Raw genomic sequence first — 23,067 nt, forward strand, 5'->3', positions numbered from 1 at the left:
TCTACGAGGACGAGGAAGGTGCAGCATGAGAATCTCGATCGCACGTTCACCAGCGCCGGGGCTGTTGCGTCCACCTGGAGAGGAACAGCGTCGCGCTGCCCTCGCGAGGGCGCAGGGCAGCGCTGTCACCCAGGGCGGAGAGGGCGAGCCGGGTAGGCTGGCAGGCAGGACCACGGAAGAGACGTTCAAGATCGAGTCGGCCACCGGCCCCGGGCGCGAGCCGCCGAAGGGCGTCATCGACCAGATGGTGAACGTGGAAGAGGGGGTATACGACCGGGATACCGCGTACATCCTCGCGGCCGCGTCGGCGTGGACGTATTCGGACGCCGATGCGCTCGGGAGGATGCTCACACGCCGTGGCATCGCCAACGAATGTGTCTCCGTCGAGTTCAAGAACGACGCGCTGTTCGTGGACTCCACCGCCTACGTCGTCCAGAGCCACGATCGCCGGCTGGCGATCCTGTGCTTCAGCGGCACGGAGCCGCGCAACCACATCGATTGGCTGACGGACGCGAGCGTCAGGGCGGACACGTTTCCCTCCGTGGGGAACGTGCACGGCGGCTTCTACCGCGCCACGGCGGCGCTGTGGCCCGTCATGAGGGATCTGCTCCTGGCCGCCGCGAGCGGCGCGTCGGTCTGCCGGGCGCTGGAGGCCGACCAGGCGCTGCGCAGCTGCCCGCTGCGGGGCTCGCTGGACAGGGGCGCCGAGCAGCGCCCCGCGGAGGATGGCCCGCGGAGCGGCGATCCTCCGCCTCTGACCGAGGAAGGCGACGCGCCCGCCGGTCAGCTGGAGGCGCTCTACATCACCGGCCACAGCCTGGGCGGAGCGCTGGCCGTGCTCGCCGCCGCGCTCATCTACTCGGAGAGGCAGCTCGCCGGGCTCCGGCCGCTGCTGAAGGGGGTGTACACCTACGGCCAGCCAATGGTCGGCGGGCCTACGTTTGCCAGACACTTCGGCGAAAAGTTCGGGAAGAAGCTCTTCCGGCACATCTACGGGAACGACATCGTTCCGCGCCTGCCGCCGATAACGACCGGAAGGTTCGCGCATTTCGGCCAGGAGTACGCGTCGACGAGCGCGGGCTGGGCAGAGCAGGAGCGGCCCGTGACCCAGGCGATCAAGATGAGTTTGTGCACGGCCATCGGCCTCCTCGCCTGGGTCAGAGATCAGCTGCCCGGCCTGAGCTGGCTGCGCCTGCCGGTCTCCTGGGGTGACCACGCGCCGCTCTACTACCTGCGCACCTCGCAAGCCGCCCACCCGGGCTCGGAGTTCGAGTGAGGGGGCCGGCAGCCACGAGGCGCCACGCCTTCGCCGCCGAGCGCGAGGCTACGAGGCCCTGGCGTTCTTCAGCGCTTCGGGGTTCCCCGGCCCCTCGAGGTACTCGTCGTACGTGCCGTTGAAGATGCGCGGATCCTTCGACGACAGATCGAGCACGCGGGTGCCGAGCTTGCCCACGAAGTGCCGATCGTGGCTCGTCACGACGACCGTCCCCTTGTACTCGACGAGCGCCTGGAGGAGCGCGTCGATGCTCTCGACGTCGAGGTGGTTCGTCGGCTCGTCGAGCACGACGATGTTGTTCTTCACCAGGATGAGCTTCGCGAGGAACAGGCGCGCCGCCTCGCCGCCGGAGAGGTTCTCCGTCTTCTTGAGCCCGGCCTCGCCGCTGAAGAGCAGCTTCCCGAGCACCGAGCGCACATGCTCCTTCGGGGCGGACGGGTCGAAGCGGTACAGCCAGTCGTAGGCCGTGAACCCCGCCTCGATCGCCTCGTGGTGATCCTGCGCGAAATAGCCGACGTTCGTGTCGTGGCCCCACGTGACGGCCCCGGCGTCCGGCGTGTACTCGCCGACGAGGAGCTTGAGCAGCGTCGACTTGCCGATGCCGCTCGGCCCGATGACCGCGAGCTTGTCGCCGCGGTTCAGGTTGAAATCGAGCTTCTGGATCACGCGCTTATCGCCGAAGCCCTTGGAGAGGCCCTCGACGCGCAGCACGTCGCGGCCGGAGGGCTTCTCGATCTCGAACTTGATGTACGGGCGCACGACGCTCGAGCGCCGCACCTGGATGCCCGCCTCGAGCTTCTCGATCTCCTTCACGCGCGACTGCGCCTGGCTCGACCGGCTCGCGCTCGCGCCGAAGCGGGCCACGAAGTCCTTGAGCTCGGCGATCTTCTTCTTCTTCTGCGCGGCGTCGGCCTCCGACTGGCGCTTGCCGGTCGTCTTCTGCTCGATGAAGTCGTCGTAGTCGCCCGTGTAGAGCGTGACCGTCTGGTAGTCGACGTCGGCGACGTGCGTCGCGATCGCGTTCATGAAGTGCCGGTCGTGGCTGACGACGAGGAGCGTGCCGCGGAAGGTGTCGGTCAGGTACGACTCGAGCCAGCGGATCGAGTCGAGGTCGAGGTGGTTCGTCGGCTCGTCGAGGAGCAGGACGTCCGCGCCCCCGAAGAGCGTCTGGGCGATGAGGACGCGGAGTTTGTACCCGCCCGCGAGCGTGCTCACCGTGCTCGTGTGCCGGGCGGTCGCGATCCCGAGCCCCTCGAGCATCTCGGCGGCGCGCGACTCGGCGGTGTAGCCGTCCTCCTCGCCGATCGTCCCCTCGAGCTCGGCCAGCCGCATGCCGACCTCATCGGTCATCTCGACCTCGTACAGCCGATCGCGCTCCTGCATCGCGTCCCAGAGCGCCCGGTTCCCCATCAGGACCGTGTCGAGGATGCGGGAGGACTCGTAGGCGAAATGGTCCTGCTTGAGCACCCCGACGCGGAGCTGCCTCGGGATCTCGACCGAGCCCTGATCCGACTCCTCCTCGCCGGAGATGACCTTGAGGAGCGTCGATTTCCCCGCTCCGTTCGCGCCGACGAGCACGTAGCGCTTGCCGGGGTCGAAGCGCATCGTGACGTTCTCGAAGAGAATTTTGGGACCGTACCGCTTGGTGAGCTTTTCGAGCGTGATCATCTCAGCGGCGCCGGGAGTAGCACGTGTGCGCCTGCGGTTCCGGTGAATTCCGGAGGCAGCGCGCCCCCCGGGGCAGGCGCGTCACCTCGGCGCGCCGGGCGGCGGGCTGGCGACGCGCGCCGGCGCTTCCTCGAACACCTCGGCGTCTGGCAAGGAGAGGACCTCCCTGCCGGCCGATTCCAGCTTCTCTCTCGGCACGTCGCGGAAGCGCGCGCGGAAGGCCGCAGACGGGCGGAGGGTCACGGCCTGCCCGGTCGACCTGCGCCTGTACGTTGTCTCCACGCCGTCCTCGCTCGCCTCGATCAGGCTGAGATTCAGCTTCCCGAGGCTGGCCCCCGTCGCGGCGGCGGCGCCGTCGGCGATGCAGGAGAACTGCACGTTCCGCGGGCTGTGGTGGATCACCTCGAGGTCGAAGCTCCTCGCGGGCAGCCCGAGCCTCGCGAGCGCAAAGCGCCCCATGCGGTAGCCGGCGACGGCCCACGGCCCGGCCCCGCCGTGGATCGCGGCGACGGCGCGGAGCTCGTCGTCCGGGGCCTCCGCGGCAGGCCGGCCCTGCGCGGGCGGGTGGCCGTGGTGGTGGGCCGCGTGCCGGTGCCCGCGGCCCTGATGGGCAGTCGCATGCGGCCGGCCGGCGGTCTCCTGCGCCCGGCCCTCGGGCGGATGGGCGCCCGCGCCGCCGCACCGGATCGAGGAAATGGCGGCGAGGAGGATCAACGCCGCTTGGCTCATCGTTCTGCGCATGCTCGCTCGATCCCCTGGGAGGGCGGCGAAGTGTCCCCGTTCGCGCGCGACGTCAAGGGCGTCGGGCCCCGCGCCGGGCCCCGCGCCGGGCCCCGCGCCGCTGCCCGCGACGCCCGGGATCCGCCCGATCCGGCGAGCGCGCGGGCGTACCCTGGACGGTTTCACGCACCGCGGCGTCAGACCGGGGTAACATGCGCCCGTCATGCCTCGCGCGCCCGCCAGCCGTCCCCGTCGCTCCAGCCGCGCCGGCCTCGCTGGCTCCGCTGGCCTCGCCGGCGAGGCGACGACCCACGTGGCCCGCGCCGGGGGTGATGCTCGCCGATGACCCGCGTCCACCCTGAAGGCTTCCGGCCCGAAGCGCTCGTAGGCCAGGTCCTGCGCGGCAAGTGGCGGCTGGAGCGCCTGCTGGGCTTCGGCGGGATGGCCATGGTCTACGCGGCCACGCACCGCAACGGGATGCGCGGCGCGGTGAAGATCCTCCGCCGCGAGCTGTCCGAGGACGAGGAGGCGCGCTCGCGCTTCCTGCGCGAGGGCTACGTCGCCAACCGCGTCGAGCACCCGGGCATCGTCCGGGTGCTCGACGACGACGTCACCGACGACGGCTCCGTGTTCCTGGTGATGGAGCTGCTCGAGGGCGAGACCGTCGAGGCGCGCCGCGCGCGCGAGCCGGGCGGCGTGCTCGGCGCGAACGAGGTGCTCGCCATCGCCGACGACCTGCTCGACGTGCTCGCCGTCGCGCACGAGCGCGGGATCGTGCACCGCGACCTCAAGCCGGACAACCTGTTCCTCACGCGCCACGGGCAGCTGAAGGTGCTCGACTTCGGCATCGCGCGGCTGCGCGAGCTCTCCTCCCCGGCGAACGCCTCCACGCGCGCCGGCACGCTGATGGGGACGCCGCAGTTCATGCCGCCGGAGCAGGCGCGGGGGCAGTGGGACAGGGTCGACCCGCGCAGCGATCTGTGGGCCGTCGGGAGCACGATGTACCAGCTCCTCTCGGGGCGGTACGTGCACGAGGCCGAGACGCTCCCGCTGCTGCTCCTCGCGGCGATGACGCAGCCGGCGCCGCCGGTGGGCAGCGTCCTGCCGGCCCTGCCCCCGCCGATCGCCGGCGTGATGGACGTGGCGCTCGCGTTCGACCCCGACCGCCGCTGGCCGAACGCCCGCGCGATGCAGCGCGCGCTCCGCCAGGCGCGGGGCGGCGCGGCGCTCGAGCTGGCCCCGGGCGCGCCCCCGGATCCCGGGCGCGCGCCCCTGCACTCGGAGCACGGGCGCGGGCACCCGCACTCGGATCCTCCCGGACGCCCGTCGGCGCAGGCGCGAGGTCCCGGGAGCGGGCCGCGCGGCACGGAGTTCGCCGCGGCGGGCACGGCGAGCGGCGTCGCGGCCGGCGGCGGCGCGGCCAGCACCGGCACGGTCTCGCCGGTCGTGGAGCGCTCGGCCAGCGCGGAGCGCTCCGCGCCGCGCGCGGCGGCCACGGGCGCGCTCCTCGCCGGCGCCGGCATGATGGCCGTGGGTGCCCTGGTCGCGCTCGTGTTGTGGCAGCGCGCGGGCGAAAGGGGCGCGGAGGATCCGTCGCACGGCTCCACGGTGGAGGCCGAGCCGCGCCCCTCCGCGGGCGCCGAGGCGGCGACGGCGCCGCCCGACAGCGCAGGCTCTCCCGGGGCCGGCGTGCAGCCGGCGCCGTCCGGCGATGCGGTCCCCGCGATCGCGCCGTCCGCGCCTGCGAGCACGCCGGCGCCCGAGGCCGCGACCGCGCTCACCGGCGCCGCGAGCGCGTCCGTGCACGCGGCGAGCGCGAGCGCGAGCGCGTCCGCGCCGAGGCCCGCCGCCGGGGGCAGGGCGCGATCCCCCGCGACCGCGACGAAGGCGCCCGCCGCCACGACGCCGGCCCCCGCGCCGACGCCGGCGGAGGACCCGTACAACCGGAGACGTTGAGGCCGCACGGATGCGTAGATCGAGCTCGCGTAGACGATTCCCGGCGGAGGTGCTCGCCCTGGGAGGAGCCGTGCTCCTCGCCTGCCCCGACGCCTCCGCGCAGGGGCGCGATCCTGCGGCCGCGGAGGCGCTGTTCGACGCCGGCAGGGCGGCGCTGCAGGCGAAGGACTACGACGCCGCGTGCCCGAAATTCCGGGAGAGCTACGAGCTCGATCCGGCGCCCGGGGCGCTGCTCAACCTCGGCGACTGCGAGGAGAAGCGCGGCAGGGTCGCGACCGCGTGGTCGATCTTCCGGCAGCTCGCGCGCGATCTGCCCGCGAACGACGACCGCCGCCCCATCGCCCAGTCGCGCGCGGCGGCGCTCGAGGCCCGCGTGTCGAGGCTCACGATCCGGCTCGCGCCGGGGGCGCCCGCGGACACGGCGGTGCAGCGCGCGGGGGTCCCGGTCGGCGCGGGCTCGCTGGGCTCGCCGTTGCCGGTGGACCCGGGCGAGGTCCAGGTGACGGCGGCGGCGCCGGGCCGGAAGCAGAAGATCTTCACGGTGCAGCTCGCGGAGGGCGCGCAGGTCGAGCTGCTCGTGGCGCCGGAGGAGGCCGCGGCCGCCGAGGGCGCGGGGCCTGCGCTCCCCCCGAAGACCGCCCCGCAGGAGGCGGGGGGCTCGCCCCGGCGGACGGCCGGCTGGATCAGCGCCGGCGTCGGCGCGGTCGGGATCGGCGTCGGCGCCGTGTTCGGCGCGCGCGCGATCGGGAAGAAGGGCGACGCCGAGGCGTACTGCGACGAGGACAACGTCTGCCTGGATCAGGGGATCAAGCTGCAGAAGCAGGGCGTGACCGCGGGGACGATCTCGACGGTCGCGTTCCTCGTCGGGGCGGCGGCGCTGGGCACGGGCGCGGTGCTCGTCTTCACGGCGCCCTCCTCGGGGCAAGGATCGCCGGCGCCCCGGGCTACGATCGGCGTGGTGCCGGGAGGCGCGGTGGCGACCGTCGTCTTTTGACGGGAGCTGCGCGGCGTCGCCGCGAGGGAGGGGCCCGGGTGGTGAAGCGCGATCAGAAGAGCGTTCGAGCCGTGTTCTCCGCCGTCCTGCTCGTCGCCGCGGGCGTGGGGGGTTGCAACGCGCTCATCGGCCTCGAGGTCGGCCATCTGGACGCCTCGACGGGCGGCACGGGCGGCACGGGCGGCACGGGCGGCGCGGGCACGGGCACGGGCGGAGGGGCCGAGGGCGGCGGTGGCAGCGGCGGCGCCGGCACAGGCGGCAGCGGCGGAGGCAACGGCGGCGGCGCTGGCATGGGCGGCAGCGCCGGCGGCGGCGGCGAGGCGCCGTTCTGCGGCGAGGATCGCAAGGACGCCATCCGCGGGCCGCAGGCGCGCTGGGGCACGACCGTCGGGCTCGACGTCACCGATGTCGCGGCGCACGGCGACGGGGTGACGGCCATCGTCAACGAGAAGGGCACGATCTCCGTCGCGCGGTGGGCGCGCGGCGGCACCCGCGATGCCGGGTATGGGCTGACGGCGACCGATCTGCTGGAAGGCGACATCAAGGCCACGCACCTCTCCATCGGCCAGGGGCTCGCCTATGTGGCCGGGTGGTCGGACAGCGGCCCCCAGCTGCCCGGCGGGTCCACCACCGGGTGCGTCCTCAGCGGGCTCGCGCGCTCTCACCCGAGCTTCCTCGCTGCGCTCGACGAGAAGGGCCAGTGCCGGTGGGCGTGGTCGCCGGACGGCGGCGCCACCTCCACCCCGCTCGGCCTCGCGGCGGCGCCCGGCGCGGTGGTGATCGCCGCCTCGGTGAAGGGGCCGAGCGTGAACGACGGCGCGTGCACCCTCGCCATGGGCGGCGCGGAGACGTCCGTGGGGGTGGCCGCGCTCGATCCGGCGGCAGGCAATTGCCTGTGGGGGATGCCCATCGGCCCGTCGCCGGCCGTGACCGTGGGAGAGCTCCTCGTCGACGAGGCGCGCGGCGAGGTGCTGGCGGTCGGCCGCTACGAGGGCGAGGAGGGCTATGTCGTCGGGGGAGCGCTGCTCCCTCCCTCGCAGGATCGCGATGTGTTCGTGGCGCGCTTCGCGCTGACCGAGGGATCGCTCAAGGACATCGACGCGTTCCCCCTCCCCGGGCATCAGGAGGTGGACCAGCGCGGGGCCGCGCTGCTCCCGGACGGCGACGTCGTGATCGTCGGCTCCTATGCCGGCTCGCTCGATTTCGGCGAGGGCTGCCCCCCGGCGCCCGAAGAGGACGCGCCGAACATGGAGAACTTCTTCGTCATGCGCGTCGCCGGCCCGTCCGTGGTCTGGGGCCGCGGGTTCGGCGACGCGGGGCACCGGCAGTGGGTCGCCAGCGTGGCGGCGGCGCCCGATGGGCTGATCTACGTGACGGGGAACTACCAGGGCGAGATCGACCTCGGGAACGCCGGGAAGCTCGTCGCTCCCGCGACGGACGCCGATCCGATGGTCGGGTTTCTGATCGTGCTCGACGCCCGCGGCAACGTCGTCTCCGCCTCCGAGCTGAAGGGGACGGGCGACGCTTACGTGTGGGCCGCCGCGCCCGGCCCGGCGCCTGGCGACGCCCTCTATCTCGGCGGGGAGCTGGGCAGCACCCTCGATATCGGGCGCGACCCGCCGCTCACCGACGCGATGGGGCGCGGGTTCGTCGCCGAGCTCCCGGGCGTGCGGTGATCCCCGCGGTCCGGCGCGCCGGGCCGTGAGCGCTCGACGCCCCGCCCCCCGCATCGGCCGCTGCGACCGGATCGCCGCGGCCCGCGCTCCGGCCGACGGCGGAGAGCGCGCCTTTCGGTGAGGGACGCGCCGGAACCCTCTCGACTCCTGGAGCGACGCTCGCCATGAAGTCGATGGTGGCGAGCAAGGCGAGAGCTCTCGCTGGCGGCCGCGGCGGCGCCGCGCCACCAGGAGACGGGAGATGAAGCGCTATCTCAGGAGCACTCGACCCATGTTCTGCGCCGGGCTGCTCATCACCGCGGCCGCGGGGGGCTGCAACGCGATCATCGGGCTCGAGGTCGGCGAGCTCGACGCCTCGGCGGGCGGCGCGGGCGCGACCGCTTCGAGCGTGTCGGCCGGCGGCGCAGGAGGTGAAGGCGGTCGCGGCGAGGGCGGCGCAGGCGAGGGCGGCGCAGGCGAGGGCGGCGCAGGCCAGGGCGGCGCAGGCGAGGGCGGCGCAGGCGAGGGCGGCGCAGGCGGCGGGAACGAGGCGCTCTGCAGCTCCGCCCGCGAGGGGGCCGTCCGGACACCGGCGGGAGAGTGGGGCACGCTGTCCGGCCTGGCGGTCGTCGGCCTCGCGGCGCGAGACGGCGAGGTGACGGCCCTGCTCAAGGAGAGCCGGGCGCTCCCCAGCGAGCCCACCAAGACCAGGACGGGGTTCTCGGTCGCGAGGTGGAGCCCGTCCGGGGTCCGCGAGAGCGCGTACGGGATGACGACCGGCGACATGCTCGGCAGCGTCTCGGCCGAGCACCTGGCCGTCGCCTCGGACCTCGCTTATGTGGCCGGCTGGTCGGAGGCTCCCCTCACCTTGATCGCGTCGGGCGGCAGGTGCACCGCCAGCGCGAGCGCGGACACCGGTCGCGCGCCGAGCTTCCTGCTGGCGCTCGACGAGCTGGGCAAGTGCAGGTGGGCCTGGAGCGTGGACGCCGAGTCCAACGCCTACCCGCTCGGGCTCGCGGCGACGACCGACCGGGTCGCCTTCGCCGTCTCGCGATCACGGGCGACGAGCGTGACCACCGACGATTGCGTCCTCGGGGCCGCCGACCAGCGCGGGGTCACGGATCTCGTGACCTTCAACGCGGGCGGCAAGTGCCGGTGGAGCCGCGCGCTCGGATCCTCCGCGGCCGTGCACGTCGCGGAGGTCATCGCCGCGCCGCAGGCCGGCGAGGTGCTCGTCGTCGGCGACTACGATGCGCCGGACGGGCCGCTCGACATCCAGGGGAGAACGCTCCCCCGCGCGTCGGATCGCGACCTGTTCGTGGCGCGCTTCCGGCTCGATGACGGCGCCCTGACGGGCCTCATCCCGCTCACCGCCGCTGGGAGCCAGGCGGCGGCACGGCACGGGTCCGCGCTGCTCCCGGGCGGCGACATCGTGGTCGCCGGGACCTACACAGGGCCGTCCTTCAGCTTCGAAGACGACTGTCCGCTCCTTCCTCCTACGGGAGACACGGAGAACTCGTTCGTCGCGCGCGTCTCGAAGGAGGGAGTGGTCTGGAGCCGCGGCTTCGGCGACGAGAAGCGAGATCAGATGGTCGTCAGCCTGGCGGTGGACGGAGCAGGCGCGATCTACATGGCAGGGACGCTCGAGGGCGAGATCGCCCTGGGGAACGGCGAGACCCTCACGGCCGGGACGGACGAATTGCAGAGCTTTCTGATCGTGCTCAATCCCAGCGGCAACGTCCTCTCGGCGACCGCGTTCGCGGGCACAGGCACCGTGGGCGTGTGGGCGGTCGCGCCGGGCGCGACGATCGGCGATCCCTTCACCATCGGCGGTGAGCTGACGGAGACGTTCTCTCTCGTCCCCAGCGACCATCCCAGCGCGCCGCCGGGCGAAGGGTTCATCGCCCGGGTGAAGGGGTTGCCGTGAGCGCCGCGCGCGGACGCCAGCGCACCACGCGAGCAGTCCATGACATTTCCGCACGACGACACGCAGCCTGCGACCGGACCGCAGCGGCGCGCATTCCAGCCCGGGTTGACGAAGGGGGGACTGGCAGCTTCCATGAGAGGATGCGCTCGCTTCACCGCCTCTTCTGTTTCTGCCTGGCCCTCCCTGCCGGACTCAGCTGTGGATTCCCCGACGCCACCTTCACGGAACGCTCCAGCACGGGCGTGGGCGGCGCGAGCGGCACGACGGACTCGGCGAGCTCCGCGGCCGCGTCCTCGGGCGCGGTGGGCCCCGGGGGCGGCGCGGAGGCCTCCAGCACCGGCGGGAACGGCGACGGCGCGACGGGCTCCGGCGGCGGTGCACCGGGCGCCGGCGGCGGCTCCGCGGGCTCCGGCGGCGGCTCGACGACCTCCAGCGCGAGCGCCGGCCCGGCGACCTCCGGCGCCGGCGGCGGCTCGACGACCTCCAGCACGAGCGCCGGCCCGGCGACCTCCGGCGCCGGCGGCGGCTCGACGACCTCCAGCACGAGCGCTGGCCCGGCGACCTCCAGCTCCAGCGGTGGCACCGTCGACTGCGACGCCGACGAGGACGGCTATCTGTCGATCGCGTGCGAGGGCGGCGACGACTGCAACGACGACAACCCCTCGGTCCACCCCAACCAGCCCAGCACCTTCTACGACTCGCCGATCCCTCCGGGACGCAGCTTCGATTACGACTGCAGCGGCAAGGAGGAGACGGAGTTCGCCTCCGTCAAATGCACGGGCCTGCTCGTCTGTGCCGCGACGAGCAACGTGTTTCTGAGCGACGTCCCGTGTGGAAGCCGGGGCCCGTTCGGCTCCTGCGACCTCACCTGCAAGTCGACAATCACCTTTCCCAGTTACGTCAGGGAATGCCATTGAGCCCGCGCTGCCCCGGTGGCGGGTCGAGGATGCCACGCAACGGAGAGCCGACCCGATGAGACCCGAACCTCGTGCCATCCGATCCGTCGTGTCGTGCGCCTTCCTGCTCGCCGCGACGGCGGGGGGCTGCAACGCGCTCATCGGGCTGGAGGTCGGTGAGCTGGATTCGTCTCAGTCCGGCGCGGAGGCGACCTCGGCCTCCTCCTCGGGAGGCCCTGGCACCGGAGGCTCGGGCGCCGGTGGTGCGGGCACCGGTGGTGCAGGGGGCGGCGACGGCGGCGGAGGCAGCGGCGGCGACGGCGGCGGTGCAGGCAGCGGCGGCGACGGCGGCGGTGCAGGCAGCGGCGGCGATGGCGGGGGCGGCGGGGGCAGCGGCGGCGGGGGCAGCGGCGGCGGGGGTCCGCTGTGCAGCGACGCCGAGGGGACCCTCGTCGAGCCGTCGGCCAGCTGGGGAGCGACGCTCGGCTTCGACGTCGGCGACCTCGCGGCGTCGGACGGCGCGCTGACGGCGGTCATCACGGAGGTCCTCGACAGCGGGGCGTTCCGCTTCTCAGTCGCGAAGTGGACCTCCGGCGGGGCAAACGATTCCCGGTACGGGCTGTCGGCGAACAATGTCTGGGGCTTGCACCTGGCTGCGGGCGACGGCGCCACCTACGTGGCCGGGGAGGCCGCGGGGGCGACCAACCTCCCCGGCGGGCTGCTCGACGCGTGCCGCGTCGGCCCTGCGCTGGTCGCCACCAGCTACACGACGAGCTTCGTCGCGGCGCTCGACGCGAACGGCCGTTGCGGGTGGGCGTGGAGCGTCGACGCGCAGCACAACACCACGGCGCGCGCCATGGCGGCGAGCTCCGAGGCGGTCGTCTTCGCCGTCGACGTGACGGACGCCGGCCGGAGCTTCGGCCCGTGCGAGCTGAAGAGCGTCCCGGCGGAGTCGGCGCTGCTCGCCGCGCTCTACCCGGCGGACGGCGCGTGCAAGTGGCAACACCGCCTCGGGCCGCGGGCGGCCGTGACCGTCAAGGCGCTCCCCGTCAACCCGAAGGCGGGCGGCAACGTCGTGACCGTCGTGGGCGACTACGAGTCGATCGGCGGAGCGGTCACGTTCGGTGGGCAGACCCCCTTCGCCTCGGAGCAGCGCGACGTCTTCGTCGCGCGCTACACGGCGATCGACGGCGCTCTGGTGGACTTGACCACGCTGAACCTCGAGGGAGATCAGCAGGTGGCGCAGCACGGCGCCGCGCTGCTCCCGGGCGGCGACGTCGTGATCGCCGGCTCGTACCGCGGGGTCGTCGACTTCGGCGGCGGCTGCCCCGCGTTGCCCGACGCGGGGGACACGGAGAGCTTCTTCGTCGCGCGCGTCTCGAGGAAGGGCGTCGTGTGGAGCCGCGGGTTCGGCGACGACAAGGAGAGCCAGGTCGCGGCCGGCGTGGCGGTGGACGGCGCTGGCGCGATCTACGTCACCGGGGAGTTCACGGGCACGATCCCGCTGGGGAGCGCCGGGAGCCTCACGACGTCCCAGAAGCGGGCAGGGTTTCTGATGCGGCTCGACGCGCAGGGCAACCTGATCTCCGCAACCAAGGTCGAAGGCGCCGGCACCGTCGCCCTCCGCGTCGTCGCGGTGGACGGGGCGCTGGGCGGGCCCGTCTACGTCGCCGGCGCCGTGACGGGTGCGCTCCGCCTCGACGGCCTCGCCGCGCCGCTCGGGAGCGAGAGCGATAACGAGTCCCGCGGGTTCATCGCGAGGCTCTCCGGCGCGCGCTGATCCGGGGCCTTCAGACCGAGTGAGTGAGTGCTCACTCTTGACGAGTGAGCGCTCACTCCGGTACACGGGACGCATGGCACCCCCAAGCCGGCGAGCTCCTCCCCTGCGTCCGGAGGAGCGTCGCGCGAGCATCATCGCGGCGACGATCCCGCTGCTGCGCCTGTACGGCCGCGACGTGACGACGGCGCAGATCGCGATGGCCGCCGGTACCGCGGAAGGGACGCTGTTCCGCGTGTTCCCCGACAAGGAGTCGCTGATCCAGGCCGCGATCGCGACCCTGTTCGATCCGGCGCCGACGCTGCGAGAGCTGGAGCGCATCGATCTCGCGGCGCCGCTGCGCGAGCGCCTGATCCAGGCGGTCGAGGTCCTGCAGCGCCGCGTCGAGGGCATCTGGCAGCTGATCTCGATGCTCGGCATGACGATGCCGCCTCCCATGCGCCCCGGGTCCGAGTGCGCCCAGGCGCCGCGCCACGATGAGCAGGTTCACGTGCAGCTCGAGCGCCTGTTCGAGGCGTCGCGCGACGAGCTGCACTGCGATCCGGCGTATGCCGCGCGGCTCGTCCGCATGATGACGTTCGCGGGCACCCACCCGCGGATCACCGACGGCATGCCCCTGACCGCCGCGGAGGTCGTGGAGGTCCTGCTCGACGGGATCCGCCGCCGCTCCGAGGAGGAGGAGCCTTGCTGAGGCAGCTGTTGCGCCGTTTCCTGCGCCCACAGGCGCGCTTGCTCGCGCTCGTCGTCGCGCTCCAGCTCGTGGCGACGCTCGCTTCGCTGTACCTGCCGAGCCTGAACGCCGACATCATCGATCAGGGCATCGCGCTCGGTGACACGCCGCGGATCCTGGAGCTCGGCGCGATCATGCTCGCGATCACCGGCGTCCAGATCGTGTGTTCGGTCGCCGCGAACTACGCCGGCGCGCGCGTCGCGATGAGCTTCGGTCGCGACCTGCGCGCGGCGGTGTTCCACCGCGTCGGCGAGTTCTCCGCGCGCGAGCTGTCGCGGTTCGGGGCGCCGTCGCTCATCACGCGCACGACCAACGACGTCCAGCAGGTGCAGACGGTGGTGATGATGGGCTGTACGATGCTCGTCCTCTCGCCGATCATGTGCGTCGGCGGCATCGTGATGGCGCTGCGCGAGGACGGGTCGCTCGCCTGGCTGCTCGCGATCGCGGTGCCGCTGCTCGCGGGCGCCGTCGTCGCGATCATGTCGCGGATGGTGCCGCAGTTCCGGCGGATGCAGCCCCTCATCGACACCGTGAACCGCGTGCTGCGCGAGCAGATCACCGGCGTGCGCGTGATCCGCGCCTTCGTGCGCGAGCGCGCCGAGGCGGCGCGCTTCGAGCACGCGAACGGCGACCTCACCGAGACCGCGCTGCGCATCGGGCGCCTGCAAGCGCTGATGTTCCCGACCGTGATGTTCGTCTTCAACGCTTCGAGCGTCGCCGTCCTGTGGTTCGGCGCGCACCAGATCGCGGACGGCACGCTCGCGATCGGCTCGATGACGGCGTTCCTCGCCTACCTGGTGCAGATCCTGATGGCCGTGATGATGGTGACGTTCGTGGCCGTCATGCTGCCGCGGGCGGCCGCGTGCGCGGAGCGCATCGTCGAGGTGCTGGACACCGAGCCGTCCGTGCGCGCTCCCGACCAGCCCGTGACGCTCGTCGAGCCGGCCGGCCTCGTCGAGCTGCGAGACGTCGAGTACCGCTACCCGGGCGCCGAGCTGCCCGTCCTGCGCGGCATCTCGTTCGTGGCGCGCCCCGGGCAGGTCACCGCGATCATCGGCAGCACCGGCTCGGGCAAGACCACGCTGCTCGACCTGATCGCGCGGCTCATCGATCCGACGAGGGGCGAGGTCCGGCTCGACGGCGTCGACGCGCGCATGCTCGCCCTCGACGCGGTGTGGTCGTGCATCGGGCTCGTCCCGCAGCGAGCCTTCCTGTTCTCCGGCACGGTGGCCTCGAACCTGCGCTACGGCGACCCCGCGGCGACCGACGAGCAGCTCTGGGCGGCGCTCGCCGCCGCGCAAGCGCGCGACTTCGTCGAGGCGATGCCGCGGAAGCTCGACACGCCGATCGGGCAGGGCGGCACGAACGTCTCCGGCGGCCAGCGCCAGCGGCTGTCGATCGCCCGCGCCCTGCTGCGCCGGCCGCGCGTGTTCCTGTTCGACGACGCCTTCTCCGCGCTCGACGTCGCGACCGAGGCCCGGCTGCGGGCCGCGCTCGCCGAGCGCACGCGCGCCGCCACGGTGATCCTCGTCGCGCAGCGCGTGTCGAGCATCGTCGACGCGGACCAGATCCTCGTGCTCGACGACGGCGAGATCGTCGGCCAGGGCAAGCACGGCGAGCTGCTCGCGTCGTGCCCGACGTACGCCGAGATCGTGGCCTCGCAGCGCGACGCGGCGGTGGCCGCATGAGCGCGCGTCACGCTGGTCCCCCGCCCGCCGCTCCCGCGGGGGCGCGCTCCCCGATCCTGCCGCGCGGCCCCTTCGGCATGGGCGCCGCGCCGCCGCAGAAGGCGAAGCAGTTCGCCCCCTCCGCGCGGCGCCTCCTCGGCCGCCTCGCCCCCGAGCGCGCGCGCCTCGTCGTCGTGCTCGCTTGCTCGCTGCTCAGCGTGGGGCTCGGCCTGGCCGGTCCGAAGCTGCTCGGCCGCGCGACGGACATCATCTTCTCCGGCGTGATGGGCGCTCGCCTCCCGGCGGCCGCCACGAAGGCCGAGGCCGTCGCGGAGCTCCAGCGCTCCGGCCAGGCGCGGCTCGCCGAGCTCGTGGGCCACATGGACGTCGTTCCCGGCCGCGGCATCCAGCTCCGCGAGCTCGCCGAGCTGCTCCTGCTCGTGATGGCGCTCTACGCCGGCGCGTCGCTGTTCGCCTGGCTGCAGGGCTACCTGCTCAACGACGTCGTGCAGAACACCGTGCGACAGCTCCGCGCCGAGGCGCAGGACAAGCTCGCCCGCTTGCCGCTCGCCTACTTCGACGGCCGCCCGCACGGCGAGCTCTTGAGCCGCGTCACGAACGACATCGACAACGTCGCGCAGGGCCTGCAGCAGACGCTGACGCAGATCATGAACGGCGCGCTGACGCTCCTCGGCATCATCGTCATGCTCGTCGTGATCTCGCCGGTGCTCGCGGTGATCACGCTCTTCACCGTGCCGCTCTCGGTGCTCACGACCGCGGCGGTCGCGAAGCGCGCGCAGGCGAAATTCGCCGCGCAGTGGGCGCAGGTCGGCGTGCTCAACGGCCAGATCGAGGAGGCGTTCACCGGCCACGCGCTCGTCAACGTGCTCGGGCGGCGCCGCGACGTCGAGGCGCGCTTCCAGTCCACGAACCAGGAGCTGTTCGAGACCAGCTTCCGCGCGCAGTTCATGTCCAGCACCATCATGCCGGCGGTCAATTTCGTCGGGAACCTGACCTACGTCGCGATCGCCGTCATCGGCGGCCTTCGCGTCGCGTCGGGCGCGATGCTGCTCGGCAGCGTGCAAGCGTTCATCCAGTACTCGCGCCAGTTCTCTCAGCAGCTCGGCCAGCTCGCGTCCGTCACGAGCGTCCTGCAATCGGGTGTTGCCTCCGCAGAGCGGGTGTTCGAGCTGCTCGACGAACAGGGCCAGTCACCCGACGCCACCCCGCCCGCGGCCCTGCCGAAGGTGAGCGGCGAGGTCCGGTTCGAGCACGTCACGTTCCGCTACAAGCCCGACGAGCCCCTCATCGAGGACCTCGACCTCACGATCCTGCCAGGCCAGACGGTCGCGATCGTCGGCCCGACCGGCGCCGGCAAGACCACGCTCGTGAACCTCTTGATGCGGTTTTACGAGCTCGACGGCGGTCGGATCCTGATCGACGGCGTCGATATCGCGCGCTTGCCGCGCCACGAGCTGCGCGCGAGGCTCGGTATCGTGCTGCAGGATACATGGCTGTTCTCGGGCACGATCCGTGACAATATCGCGTTCGGCAACGCGGCCGCGACCGAGGCCGACATCCAGGAGGCCGCGCGCGCGGCGCACGTCGACCGCTTCGTGCGCGCACTGCCCGCCGGTTACGATACGGTGATCAACGAGGACTCGGGCAACCTGAGCGCCGGCGAGAAGCAGCTCATCACGATCGCCCGCGCGTTCCTCGCGAACCCGGCGATCCTGATCCTCGACGAGGCGACCTCCTCGGTCGACACCCGGACCGAGGTGCTCGTCCAGCGCGCGATGGCCGCCTTGCGGGCCCAGCGCACGAGCTTCGTCATCGCGCATCGCCTCTCGACGATCCGCGACGCCGACATGCTCCTCGTGATGAACGCGGGCCGCATCGTCGAGCGCGGCACGCACGCGGAGCTCCTCGCCGCGGGCGGAGACTACCATGCGTTGTACCAGACCCAGCTCGCTGGCAACGGGGGGAGCGGCGTGAAGCTCGGGGGCCACTCTGCCGCGCTCAGTCGATGACCGCGGTGGCCTCGACCTCGACCAGGTGCTCGGGGTCGGAGAGCGCGCTGACGCCCAGCAGCGTCCCCGGCGGGACCGGGGTGACTCCCAGCTTCGCGGCCGCCCGACCGATCCCCTCCAGCAGCAGGGGCATCTTGTCGGGAGTCCAGCCCACGGCGTAGATGGTCAGCTTCGCAACGTCGTTGAAGGAGCCTCCAACCCCGGCCAGGGCGGTGGCGACGTTGAGGTAGCACTGCTCGACCTGAGCGGCGAAGTCGCCCCTTCCGATCGTCCTCCCATCGGCATCCCAGGCGACCTGACCTGCGATGAACACGAGCTTCGACCCGGTGGCGATCGACACCTGTCGGTACGCCTCGATCTTCGGCAACCCGCTGGGGTTCACCAGGGTGATGGCCATGCTGTCTCCTCCGTCCTCTCCCTGCGCGCAGGGCGGCATGCCCGGCCGCGCGCTGGTTAGATGCGCCCTCCCCGCCGCGACCGGTAGGCCCACGGCGCGAAACGAGCCGATCAGCGCTGCTATACAATCGCACCATGAACCGCGCGACGGACCGCTTCGAGGGTCTGACCGTCTTCCTCACCGTGGCGAGGCACCGGAGCTTCCGCGCCGCCGCCGCGGAGCTCGGCGTGACCACGGGCGCCGTGAGCCAGGCGATCCGCGCCCTCGAGCGCCGCGTCGGGCTCCCGCTCCTCTCGCGCACGACGCGCCGCGTGGGGCTCACCGAGGCCGGCGAGCGGCTGCACGAGCGCCTCGCGCCCGCGGCCGGTGAGATCAGCGCCGCGCTCGAGGCGCTCGACGAGCTCCGCGGCCAGCCCGCGGGGCTGCTCCGCCTCACCGTCGCCCGGACCGCCGTGCCCTTCGTGATCGAGCCGGTGCTCCCGCGCTTCCGCCGCGCTTACCCCGACGTGGCCGTCGAGATCTCGGTGGACGACGCCCTGGTCGATCTCGCCGGGACCGGCTTCGACGCCGGCGTGCGGCTCGGCGAGGACCTCGCCCAGGACATGACCGCCGTGCGCCTCACGCCGGATCTCCGCTGGCTCGTTGTCGGCGCGCCGGCGTACTTCGCCGCCCACGGCCGCCCGGAGGAGCCCGAAGATCTGCTCGCCCACACGTGCATCCGGTACCGATTCCAGAGCGCCGCGCTCTATCGCTGGGAGTTCGTGCGCGATCACCGCGAGATCACCGTGCAGGCCCCCGGCACGCTCACGGTGAACGACGCCGATCTGGCGGTGTCCCTCGCGCGCGATGGGCTCGGGCTCGCGTACATGTTCGATCTGGCCGTCGCCGAGGATCTGGCGAGCGGTGCGCTCGCGACGGCGCTCGAGCGCCATGCGCCGACGGGCCCCGGGTTCTTCCTCTACTTCCCCGCCCGCGCGCAGGCGCAGGCGAAGCTGCGCGCGTTCATCGACACGGCGCTCGCCGTACTCATGCCAGAGGGCCGGCGGAAGCCGAAGGAGACGCGCGCCGCCTCGTGAGCTCCCCGGGCGCCTCCAGCGGCCACCCGCCGGTCACTGCGCACGCTGGCGCTGCCAGGCGACGATCCGCGTCACCGCCTCGTCGACCTGCTCGACCGGGGCCGCGAAGGACAGCCGGACGTACCGCGCGCCGCCGACGCCATCGAAGTCCGTGCCCGGCGTGAGCGCCACGCCCGTGTCGGCGAGCAGCCGCTCGCACCACGCCACCGAGTCGTCCGTGCCGACGTCGGCATACAGGTAGAAGGCGCCGTCGGGCGGGGCGACCTTCCAGCCGAGCTCGGGCAGCCGCCGCAGCAGCAGGTCGCGCGCCGCCGCGTAGCCCTCCACCAGCCGGTCCGCCTCGGCGTACACCTCCGGGGTCAGGGCCGCGAGCGCCGCGTGCTGCGCCAGGGCGGGCGGGCACAGCGCGAGGTTCCCCGCCAGCGCGTCGACCGTCGGGACGAGCTCCGGCGGCAGCACGAGCCACCCCAGGCGCCAGCCCGTCATGGCCCAGTACTTCGAGAAGCTCGACACGACGACGGCGCCCGCGTCGACGTGGCGCGCCGCCGTCGCCTGGCGCCCGGCCCACGGGCCGTACGTGAGGCCGTGATAGATCTCGTCGCTCACCAGCCGGACGCCATGCTCCGCGCACCAGCGCGCCATCGCGTCGAGCTCCGCGGCGTCGACCATCGTCCCCGTCGGGTTCGCCGGGCTCGCCAGGATCACGCCGTCGAGCTTTCCACCGTCGCACGCGGCCCTGAGCTGCGACGTCGTCAGCTGGAAGCGGCTCTCCGGGCCGCACGGCAGCTCGACCACCTCGACCCCGAGGGAGCGAAGGATGTTCCGGTACGCCGGGTAGCCCGGGCGAGCGAGCGCCACGCGGTCACCCGCCTCGAACGCCGCGAGGAACGCGAGCAGGAACCCGCCCGACGACCCCGTGGTGAGGGCGACGCGCGACGGGTCGAGGTCCACGCCGTACCAGCGGCCGTAGTGCTCCGCGAGCGCGCGGCGCAGCGCCGGGATGCCGAGCGCCTCTGTGTAACCGAGGTCGCCCTCCGCGAGGAGCGCGGCCGCCCGCGCGCGCACGGCGGCGGGCGCCCCTGAGCCCGGCTGGCCCGCGCACAGGCTGATGACCGGCTCACCCGCCGCGCGCCGCGCGTTGGCGGCGGCGAGCACCTCCATGACCGCGAACGGCGGCACCTGCGAGCGGCGGCTGATCCTCACCCGGCCATCCTTCTCCCCCGCCGAAGACAGGCCATTTACAGCACGAAAGCTCCGCTGTCAGCAGAGGAAATCCGATGGCTGAGGCAGGACGAGAGCCGTGCGTGAAGCCACAAAAGCGAGAACGCGGCCGGTGAGGGCCGCGTTCTCTCTCGTTGCTCGCCGCGACGGTGCGTCCGCTCAGGCGATGAGCGGGGCGATGAGGAGCGACACGACGCCCATCACCTTGATGAGGATCGAGATGCCGGGGCCCGACGTGTCCTTGAAGGGATCACCCACGGTGTCGCCGACGACGGCGGCCTTGTGGGCGTCGGAGCCCTTCGCGTGGCCGTCGAGGCCGCCCTTCTCGATGTGCTTCTTGGCGTTGTCCCAGGCGCCGCCGCCGTTCGCCATCATCAGCGAGAGCACCGCGCCGACGACGAGCGCGCCGGCCAGCGTGCCCGCGAGGACCTCGGGGCCGGCCACGAAGCCGACGACGACCGGCGCGAGCACCGCGATGGCGCCGGGCGCGATCATCTCGCGGATGGCGGCCGACGTGGCGATGTCGACGATGACCTTCGGCTGCGGCTCGACGCCCGGCTTGCCCTCGAGCAGGCCGGGGATCTCGCGGAACTGACGGCGGATCTCCTCGACGATCGCGCCGGCAGCGCGGCCGACGGCGGTCATCGTGAGCGCGCCGACGAGGCACGGGAGGAGCGCGCCGAAGAGCATCCCCATGAGGACCTTGGCGTCCGTCAGATAGAGCACCAGCTCCGGCAGGCCCTTCGCGCGGCGGACCGCGTCGACCTCCATGTTGAAGGCGGCGAACAGCGCGACGACGGTGAGCACCGCCGAGCCGATCGCGAAGCCCTTGCCGACGGCCGCGGTGGTGTTGCCGACCGCGTCGAGCTCGTCGGTGATCGCGCGGACCTCCTTGCCGAGGCCGGCCATCTCGGAGATGCCGCCGCCGTTGTCGGCGATCGGGCCGTACGCGTCGACGGTCATGACGATCGCGGTGCCAGCGAGCATGCCGACCGCGGCGAGCGCGATGCCGTAGAGGCCGAGGTAGTGGTTCGAGATCCAGCCCACGGCGACGAGGGTCATCAGGGGGATCGCGACGCTCTCGAGGCCGACCGCGATGCCGCGGATGACGTTGGTGCCGGGGCCGGTGAGCGAGCTCTGGGCCACCTTGTGGATGGGGCCCATCGACGTGTAGTAGTCGGTCACGAGGCCGACGATGGCGCCGCCCGCGGCGCCGGCCGCGAGGGTGATGACGGCGCCGGAGCTGAAGCCGAGCCCCGGCAGGATGCCGGCCGCCGCGAGCACGACGAGGAACGGCGGGACGATGAGCGCGAGGCGCAGCACCCGGGCCGGCGGCAGGTTCTTGAGCGCGCGCGTGATGAAGATGCCGACGACCGAGACCGCGAGGCCGATCGTCGCGAGGAGCAGCGGCAGCGACACGGCCATCGCGCGGAGCGCCTGCTCGCTCATCGACGGCGCGAGCTGCTGCAGCTTGGCGATCGGCAGCGTGAGGCCGAGCGCGATCGCGGCGACGACCGCGGCCACGTAGCTCTCGTAGATGTCGGCGCCCATGCCCGCGATGTCGCCGACGTTGTCCCCGACGTTATCGGCGATGACGCCCGGGTTGCGGGGGTCGTCCTCGGGGATGTTCGCCTCGACCTTGCCGACGATGTCGGCGCCGACGTCGGCAGCCTTCGTGTAGATGCCGCCGCCGATGCGGGCGAAGAGCGCGATCGAGCTCGCGCCGACGGCGAACGAGTGGACGATCGTCGCGAGGTGCTCGTTGTTGCGGAACAGGGCATAGATGCCGCCCAGGCCGATGAGGCCGAGCCCCGCCACGCAGAGGCCCATGACGGCGCCGCCGTCGAGCGCGGTGACGAGCGCGGTGGGCTTGCCGTGCGCGCGCGCGGCCTCGGCCGTGCGAACGTTGGCGTACGTCGCGGCCTTCATGCCGAAGAAGCCGGCGATGAGCGACAGGAACGCGCCGACGGCGAAGGCGCCCGCGGACAGGAGCCCGAGCGTCGCGGCCAGGAGCGCAAAGACGACGACGGCGTAGACGGCGAGCACCTTGTACTCGCGCGCGAGGAAGGCCATCGCCCCCTCGCGGACGTGGCGCGCGATGCGCGCCATCGTCTCGTTGCCTTCAGGGGCCTTCTTGACACGCACGTAGAAGGAGCGTGCGACCATGAGCGCGACGGCGCCCGTTAAGAGCGACTGGTACGACAATGCATCCACGGGTGATGGTCCTCTCGCCCGCCCCCGGCCGGAGCGAGCGCCGGCTCACTCGTCCGTCCACGACGGCGGATCAAGTGGGAAATTGCGTTGCCTCGGTTCAGGCGGCCGCCCAGGGCGAAATCTTGAGCTGGCGCCAGGGGACGTGGCGTCCGCAACGTCGGTCGTGCTGGTCCCCGCGCGAGCCGACAGCGACCGTGACATCGGAATGTTCCAGGCAAGGACGGCGCGCGACGCGAACGGCGCGTCGACGATCCACCCACGGGGAGGCGATCCAGCGGCGCGTCCGGCGGCGGCCGGCGCTACTCGAGCAGCGCGAGCGTCCGCGGATCGAGCTCGCCGCCGCAGTACTTGTCGAGCGCCGCGAGGAACGCCCCCTCGCCGGGGGCCGCGCGGGAGAACAGGGTCATCGACGAGCAAAACTTCATGTCATCGGGGCTATCGAAGATGTCGACCAGCGAGCGCCCCTCGATCTGGTTCACGAGGCGAGTGCACTCCAGCAGTCTCGGACCGAGCGTCGGGTGCTGCAGATACGCCTCGGCTTCTCCCTTCGAAGCGATGCCGAACCTCTGCGCCATGGCGCTGTGGCCCAGGCCCTTCAGCTGCGGAAAAATGAACCACATCCAGTGGCTGGTCTTCTCTCCTCTGCGCAGCTCGGCCAGGACGCGGGCATAGACCGGAGCTTGCGCGTCCACGAATCGTTTCAGGTCGTACGGATCGGGCATGGGCGCTCCTCGACCGCCAGAGTAGCATTCGATCGGTCCGCTCGACACCGGCGTTCCACTCGTGTTGCCACTATGCCGCATGGCTGTGCCGCGCGGGCAAAATCTCCGTTTGATGCATCTCGCGCATGGAGCTCTACTTGG

17 protein-coding genes are annotated in these 23,067 nt (G+C 72.7%); 11 read left to right on the forward strand and 6 right to left on the reverse strand.

Annotation, left to right across the window (positions count from 1 at the left end; all coding sequences use genetic code 11):
* Nucleotides 1–25 precede the first annotated feature (25 nt).
* Nucleotides 26–1,276 carry a lipase family protein gene (locus tag WMF46_RS30335; RefSeq protein WP_437980396.1) on the forward strand — a complete coding sequence of 417 codons (1,251 nt, stop codon included), beginning with the start codon at nucleotides 26–28 and terminating at the stop codon, nucleotides 1,274–1,276.
* Nucleotides 1,277–1,324: 48 nt separating this feature from the next.
* Here the strand turns inward: WMF46_RS30335 and WMF46_RS30340 are convergent, their stop codons facing one another.
* Nucleotides 1,325–2,944, reverse strand: coding sequence for an ABC-F family ATP-binding cassette domain-containing protein (locus WMF46_RS30340; protein WP_437903035.1), 1,620 nt, complete (start codon nucleotides 2,942–2,944; stop codon nucleotides 1,325–1,327).
* Between the two features lie 81 nt (nucleotides 2,945–3,025).
* Nucleotides 3,026–3,673 carry an FmdE family protein gene (locus WMF46_RS30345; RefSeq protein WP_437980397.1) on the reverse strand — a complete coding sequence of 216 codons (648 nt, stop codon included), beginning with the start codon at nucleotides 3,671–3,673 and terminating at the stop codon, nucleotides 3,026–3,028.
* Nucleotides 3,674–4,006: 333 nt separating this feature from the next.
* Here WMF46_RS30345 and WMF46_RS30350 point away from each other — a divergent pair, with 333 nt between their 5' ends.
* The 9 genes from WMF46_RS30350 (at nucleotide 4,007) to WMF46_RS30390 (ending at nucleotide 17,296) form a co-directional block, all read left to right on the forward strand.
* Complete coding sequence (locus WMF46_RS30350; protein WP_437980398.1) at nucleotides 4,007–5,620, forward strand: protein kinase domain-containing protein; 1,614 nt, start codon at nucleotides 4,007–4,009, stop codon at nucleotides 5,618–5,620.
* Nucleotides 5,621–5,630: 10 nt separating this feature from the next.
* Nucleotides 5,631–6,614, forward strand: coding sequence for a tetratricopeptide repeat protein (locus WMF46_RS30355; RefSeq protein ID WP_437980399.1), 984 nt, complete (start codon nucleotides 5,631–5,633; stop codon nucleotides 6,612–6,614).
* A 41-nt stretch (nucleotides 6,615–6,655) separates the two neighbouring features.
* Nucleotides 6,656–8,290 (forward strand): hypothetical protein, encoded by a 1,635-nt coding sequence (locus tag WMF46_RS30360; protein ID WP_437980400.1) that lies wholly within the window; start codon nucleotides 6,656–6,658, stop codon nucleotides 8,288–8,290.
* A 241-nt stretch (nucleotides 8,291–8,531) separates the two neighbouring features.
* Nucleotides 8,532–10,196 carry a hypothetical protein gene (locus WMF46_RS30365; protein WP_437980401.1) on the forward strand — a complete coding sequence of 555 codons (1,665 nt, stop codon included), beginning with the start codon at nucleotides 8,532–8,534 and terminating at the stop codon, nucleotides 10,194–10,196.
* A 140-nt stretch (nucleotides 10,197–10,336) separates the two neighbouring features.
* Nucleotides 10,337–11,113: a hypothetical protein gene (locus WMF46_RS30370; protein WP_437980402.1), complete on the forward strand. Its 777-nt coding sequence runs from the start codon at nucleotides 10,337–10,339 to the stop codon at nucleotides 11,111–11,113.
* Between the two features lie 88 nt (nucleotides 11,114–11,201).
* The gene (locus WMF46_RS30375; protein WP_437980403.1) at nucleotides 11,202–12,872 is read left to right on the forward strand and encodes a hypothetical protein; all 1,671 of its coding nucleotides are present in this window, start codon (nucleotides 11,202–11,204) and stop codon (nucleotides 12,870–12,872) included.
* 73 nt (nucleotides 12,873–12,945) lie between these two features.
* Complete coding sequence (locus tag WMF46_RS30380; RefSeq protein WP_437980404.1) at nucleotides 12,946–13,560, forward strand: TetR/AcrR family transcriptional regulator; 615 nt, start codon at nucleotides 12,946–12,948, stop codon at nucleotides 13,558–13,560.
* The gene (locus WMF46_RS30385) at nucleotides 13,554–15,287 is read left to right on the forward strand and encodes an ABC transporter ATP-binding protein (protein WP_437980405.1); all 1,734 of its coding nucleotides are present in this window, start codon (nucleotides 13,554–13,556) and stop codon (nucleotides 15,285–15,287) included. Before WMF46_RS30380 ends, WMF46_RS30385 begins: the two co-directional genes overlap by 7 nt.
* A complete protein-coding gene (locus tag WMF46_RS30390; RefSeq protein ID WP_437980406.1) occupies nucleotides 15,284–17,296 on the forward strand; it encodes an ABC transporter ATP-binding protein in 2,013 nt (670 codons plus the stop codon). The genes WMF46_RS30385 and WMF46_RS30390 overlap by 4 nt, the downstream gene beginning before the upstream one ends.
* Here WMF46_RS30390 and WMF46_RS30395 read toward each other — a convergent pair.
* Nucleotides 17,286–17,693: a RidA family protein gene (locus WMF46_RS30395; RefSeq protein WP_012238274.1), complete on the reverse strand. Its 408-nt coding sequence runs from the start codon at nucleotides 17,691–17,693 to the stop codon at nucleotides 17,286–17,288. The two genes, WMF46_RS30390 and WMF46_RS30395, sit on opposite strands and share 11 nt — an antisense overlap.
* Nucleotides 17,694–17,827: 134 nt before the next feature.
* Between WMF46_RS30395 and WMF46_RS30400 the strand changes: the two genes are divergently transcribed.
* Nucleotides 17,828–18,769: a LysR family transcriptional regulator gene (locus WMF46_RS30400; protein WP_437980407.1), complete on the forward strand. Its 942-nt coding sequence runs from the start codon at nucleotides 17,828–17,830 to the stop codon at nucleotides 18,767–18,769.
* A 33-nt stretch (nucleotides 18,770–18,802) separates the two neighbouring features.
* On the opposite strand, the gene WMF46_RS30405 is transcribed toward WMF46_RS30400, so the two are convergent.
* The 3 genes from WMF46_RS30405 to WMF46_RS30415 all read right to left on the reverse strand — a co-directional run bounded on the left by WMF46_RS30405 (nucleotide 18,803) and on the right by WMF46_RS30415 (nucleotide 22,926).
* Nucleotides 18,803–19,972 carry a pyridoxal phosphate-dependent aminotransferase gene (locus tag WMF46_RS30405; RefSeq protein WP_437980408.1) on the reverse strand — a complete coding sequence of 390 codons (1,170 nt, stop codon included), beginning with the start codon at nucleotides 19,970–19,972 and terminating at the stop codon, nucleotides 18,803–18,805.
* A 177-nt stretch (nucleotides 19,973–20,149) separates the two neighbouring features.
* Nucleotides 20,150–22,204 (reverse strand): sodium-translocating pyrophosphatase, encoded by a 2,055-nt coding sequence (locus tag WMF46_RS30410; RefSeq protein ID WP_437980409.1) that lies wholly within the window; start codon nucleotides 22,202–22,204, stop codon nucleotides 20,150–20,152.
* A gap of 299 nt (nucleotides 22,205–22,503) precedes the next feature.
* Nucleotides 22,504–22,926 carry a DUF1810 domain-containing protein gene (locus WMF46_RS30415; RefSeq protein WP_437980410.1) on the reverse strand — a complete coding sequence of 141 codons (423 nt, stop codon included), beginning with the start codon at nucleotides 22,924–22,926 and terminating at the stop codon, nucleotides 22,504–22,506.
* Nucleotides 22,927–23,067: the final 141 nt, after the last annotated feature.

This window comes from Sorangium sp. So ce117 (assembly GCF_051524395.1).
GTDB classification, from domain to species: Bacteria; Myxococcota_A; Polyangia; order Polyangiales; family Polyangiaceae; genus Sorangium; species Sorangium cellulosum_B.

Coding starts and splice junctions, on each gene's coding strand:
- WMF46_RS30355 (WP_437980399.1), top strand. CDS start 5,631: ATGCGTAGATCGAGCTCGCGTAGACGATTCCCGGCGGAGGTGCTCGCC.
- WMF46_RS30340 (WP_437903035.1), bottom strand. CDS start 2,944: ATGATCACGCTCGAAAAGCTCACCAAGCGGTACGGTCCCAAAATTCTC.
- WMF46_RS30395 (WP_012238274.1), bottom strand. CDS start 17,693: ATGGCCATCACCCTGGTGAACCCCAGCGGGTTGCCGAAGATCGAGGCG.
- WMF46_RS30390 (WP_437980406.1), top strand. CDS start 15,284: ATGAGCGCGCGTCACGCTGGTCCCCCGCCCGCCGCTCCCGCGGGGGCG.
- WMF46_RS30415 (WP_437980410.1), bottom strand. CDS start 22,926: ATGCCCGATCCGTACGACCTGAAACGATTCGTGGACGCGCAAGCTCCG.
- WMF46_RS30350 (WP_437980398.1), top strand. CDS start 4,007: ATGACCCGCGTCCACCCTGAAGGCTTCCGGCCCGAAGCGCTCGTAGGC.
- WMF46_RS30370 (WP_437980402.1), top strand. CDS start 10,337: ATGCGCTCGCTTCACCGCCTCTTCTGTTTCTGCCTGGCCCTCCCTGCC.
- WMF46_RS30335 (WP_437980396.1), top strand. CDS start 26: ATGAGAATCTCGATCGCACGTTCACCAGCGCCGGGGCTGTTGCGTCCA.
- WMF46_RS30345 (WP_437980397.1), bottom strand. CDS start 3,673: ATGAGCCAAGCGGCGTTGATCCTCCTCGCCGCCATTTCCTCGATCCGG.
- WMF46_RS30400 (WP_437980407.1), top strand. CDS start 17,828: ATGAACCGCGCGACGGACCGCTTCGAGGGTCTGACCGTCTTCCTCACC.
- WMF46_RS30365 (WP_437980401.1), top strand. CDS start 8,532: ATGAAGCGCTATCTCAGGAGCACTCGACCCATGTTCTGCGCCGGGCTG.
- WMF46_RS30380 (WP_437980404.1), top strand. CDS start 12,946: ATGGCACCCCCAAGCCGGCGAGCTCCTCCCCTGCGTCCGGAGGAGCGT.